Here is a 3,499-nt window from a genome sequence, read left to right as displayed (position 1 = left end):
GTTGGTGCAAGCCCTGGGCAATGCTGCAGGCCCAGCGCTGGACCCCGGCGTGGCCGACCTGCTGACCCGCAACGTGGCCGATGTGGCCCTGCAACAAGAAGAGTTGGGCGTGCCCGCCTGCCTGCTGGTGCCCGACCAGATCCGCAATGCCATTTCTCGGCTGGTGCGCCGCGTAGCCCCTCGGCTGCAGGTACTGGCACACAGCGAAATTCCCGAAACCCACACCATCCGCATTGGCCCTATTCTCAAAGGTGCACTCACATGAACATCCAACGCTTTCACGCCGCCACGTCCCGCGAAGCTTTGGCCAAGGCCCGCGCGGTTTTTGGTGAGGGGACGCTGATTTTGTCCAACCGCCCTACGCCCAACGGCGTGGAAGTGGTGGCCACTGCAGAAGACTCTCTGTCGTCCCTCGATCGGCCCAATGCGGCACCGACCCAGACTCCTGCGTCGGCCGCCACCATGGCCATGGCACAAATCCCGGTGGAAGAAGACACCGAGCAACTGGCCATGAGCACGCTGTCGTTCCAGGACTACGTGCGCGAACGCATGTTGCGCCGCCGCCACGAAAGCAGCCCCGACCTGCGCGACGAGATATTTCCACAAAAAGCCTCCGTACCAGCCTCGGTACAAGCCACACCCGTACCCATGCCCCCGCAACCCCAGCGCGCCAAACCTGCCGTGCACGCCGTGCCGTTCCCGCCGCCGGTCGCCCGCGCCAAAGCCGCCCCAGCTGCCGCCACCATCAACTCCAAGGGCATCGTGGACGAACTGCAAGCCATGAAGGACATGATTGAAGAGCGCTTCAACACCATGGCCTGGCTGGGCAAGACCAAACAGGATCCGATCCAGTCCAATCTGATGCTCAAGCTGATCCGTGCCGGCTATTCGCCCGACTTGGCCCGCGCCGTGATGGAGCGCATGCCCGAAGAGGCTACGCCTGCCGAAGCCATTCGCTGGCTGATGGGCGTGCTGGAGCAAAACCTGCGCACCGATGCAGGTAGCAAGCCCATCTTTGAGCAAGGCGGTGTGTTCGCGCTGGTGGGAGCCACCGGCGTGGGTAAAACCACCACCGCCGCCAAGTTGGCCGCACACTGCGCCCGGGTGCACGGCCCCAATAGCGTTGGTCTGATCACACTGGACACCTACCGCGTTGCGGCCCACGAACAATTGCGCGCCTTTGGCCGCATGCTGGGCGTGGTAGCCCACTTGGCGCACGACCGCGCGGCCCTGCAAGACCTGCTGGGCCTGCTGGGCAACAAACGCATGGTATTGATTGACACCACCGGTATCGCCCCCAAAGACCCACGCAAGCGCGACATGATGGACGTGCTGGACCTGCCCGGCGTGAACCGCCTGCTGGTGCTCAACGCAGGCAGCCATGGCGATACCATGGACGAGGTGCTGACCTCGTTCAAGACCCGAGGCGTACAACAGGCCATCCTCTCCAAAATCGACGAAGCCGCCAAACTCGGCCCGGCGCTGGATGCCATCATCCGCCACCAGTTGGTGCTGCGCGGCGTGTGCAATGGCCAGCGCGTACCTGAAGACTGGGAACCCGCCGATGCCAAGAAGCTGGTGCGTACCTCGATGCGCTCGACCACCAAGTCCGCGTTTGATCCCAAGGCCGCTGATTTGAACTTTTTCTTTACCCCTGCACCGATGGAGTCCAGCCGCAAGGAACGGGCGCATGCTTGACACCAGTGCCGACCAGGGGGAAAGCCTGCGCCGTATCGCGCCGCAAGCCGCCTGGAGCGTGATTGCCATGGTGACCCGGGGCGACACCGCCACCGAGTTGCCCCTGCTCTGGCAAATCTGCGCGGCATTGCAAAGTTTTAGCCTGCGTATCACCGTACTGGACGCAAGCTCGGCAGAAACGGAAGACAATCCAGGTTTACTGAATCTGTTGGACCACGCACACTGGCAAGAAGATGCAGCCGATGACCCACCGCATGAAGCGCCCCCATGGCACGTGGTGCCCGCCCGCTTGGGACTGAGCCGCCTGGCCCTGCAGACCCGCCAAGATTCCGCTATGTCACCCGCACCGCTCCAAGCCCTCAGCCACCTCAGCCACTTATTTCGCAGCTGCGATCTGGTCGTGGTGTATGCCGATGCCCAACTGCTGGCGACCCTGATGCCGGGCAGCCAGATACGCCCCTTGCTGGCCGTCACGCCGCGCCGCGCCTCCATCATTGGGGCTTACCAGAATTTCAAGAAACTGCTACTACAGGCCCGGCTGGTGCCGCTGATTGCATCGGTGGTGACCGCGCCCTTCAGAAACGCCGAGCTGCAGGCGAGAAACACCGGGCGGACGTTGCAAAACTGCGCCCACCTGCACCTGGACTGCCAGACCGACTTCATGACCGTGCGCTCGTTCCCACAGCAGCACGCCCGCTGGGACGACGCGCACCAGATCGCCCTGCGCCTGATGGCCAGCGCCATTCCCATGGTCCATGGGGTGGGAAGCCGTTGATGTACACCGCCAAAGGCCATCTGGACCGCGAGCACATGCTGCGCCAGTATGTGCCGCTGGTACGTCGGCTGGCGCACCACATGATTGCCAAGCTGCCACCCAATATCGAGCTGGACGACCTGATCCAGGTCGGCATGATTGGCCTGTCCGAGGCCCTGACCCGCTATGAAGTGGCCCAGGGCGTGCAATTTGAGACCTTTGCCACCCAGCGCATCCGCGGGGCCATGATTGACGAGCTGCGCGAGGGCGACTGGATGTCGCGCGGCTCACGTAAGAGCCAGAAAGAGATTGAGCGCGCGGTGCAGCGGCTGGAGCAAAAGCTGGGCCGCAGCCCGCTGGAGTCCGAAATCGCCACCGAGCTGGAAATGACCCTGCCCGACTACCAGGAGCTGCTGGGCAAGGTGCGCGGCACGCAACTGGTGTACCTGGAAGACATGAACGGTGGTGCCGAGGACGGCGCAGGCTTTCTAGACCGGCACGTAGCCGACGAAACCGCCGACCCGGTCAGCCTGCTGCGCGACCACCGCCTGCGCTCTTCACTGGTCGAGGCCATCAAGACCCTGCCCGACCGCGAGCAGTACATCATGAGCATGTACTACGAAAACGACATGAATCTGAAAGAAATAGCGGCGGTGCTGGACATTACCGAGTCCCGCGTCTGCCAGTTGCACAGCCAGTCCATCGCCCGGCTACGCGCAAAAATGCGCAGTCACTGAACACCCCCAGTCTGCAGTGCTTCGCATCTTTCGCCAACCCCCTTGCAGGGGGCGATTCCAGTGGCCCGGCAAAGCCGGCTCCACGGAATCCCTGGTAGGGGTATTTCCACCTTGAATTTAAGTCGCGGATTCAAGAACAAAGTGCACCGATAAAAAGCAGGTGGGTCAAGGGCGAATAGGATCCGAGCCCTCCGACCTGCCAGTCTAAAAAAGCACGATGCACTACACACACTTGACCCAAGACGAACGATACCAAATTGCCGTCCTTCGCCACCAAGGCCTGAGCTGCGCGCACATCGCCCGAGAGCTT

General features: G+C 62.6%; 5 protein-coding genes. All 5 read left to right on the top strand.

Annotated features, from left to right (window positions below):
- The coding region (locus ABI213_RS10495; protein ID WP_348026979.1) for an FHIPEP family type III secretion protein at positions 1-265 on the top strand (265 nt) is incomplete at its 5' end.
- A complete protein-coding gene (flhF, locus tag ABI213_RS10490) occupies positions 262-1,698 on the top strand; it encodes a flagellar biosynthesis protein FlhF (RefSeq protein ID WP_348005640.1) in 1,437 nt (478 codons plus the stop codon). The genes ABI213_RS10495 and flhF, both read left to right, overlap by 4 nt.
- Positions 1,691-2,473, top strand: coding sequence for a hypothetical protein (locus tag ABI213_RS10485; protein WP_348005641.1), 783 nt, complete (start codon positions 1,691-1,693; stop codon positions 2,471-2,473). The genes flhF and ABI213_RS10485 overlap by 8 nt, the downstream gene beginning before the upstream one ends.
- Positions 2,473-3,189: an RNA polymerase sigma factor FliA gene (locus ABI213_RS10480; RefSeq protein WP_348005642.1), complete on the top strand. Its 717-nt coding sequence runs from the start codon at positions 2,473-2,475 to the stop codon at positions 3,187-3,189. The genes ABI213_RS10485 and ABI213_RS10480 overlap by 1 nt, the downstream gene beginning before the upstream one ends.
- Positions 3,190-3,406: 217 nt before the next feature.
- On the top strand, positions 3,407-3,499 hold a 93-nt coding region (locus tag ABI213_RS10475; RefSeq protein ID WP_348005567.1), incomplete at its 3' end, for a helix-turn-helix domain-containing protein.

Source organism: Rhodoferax sp., from assembly GCF_039922535.1.
Classification (GTDB): domain Bacteria; phylum Pseudomonadota; class Gammaproteobacteria; order Burkholderiales; family Burkholderiaceae_C; genus Rhodoferax_B.
The sequence above is the reverse complement of the archived record's forward strand: the minus strand, read 5'-3'. Positions and strand labels throughout refer to the sequence as shown.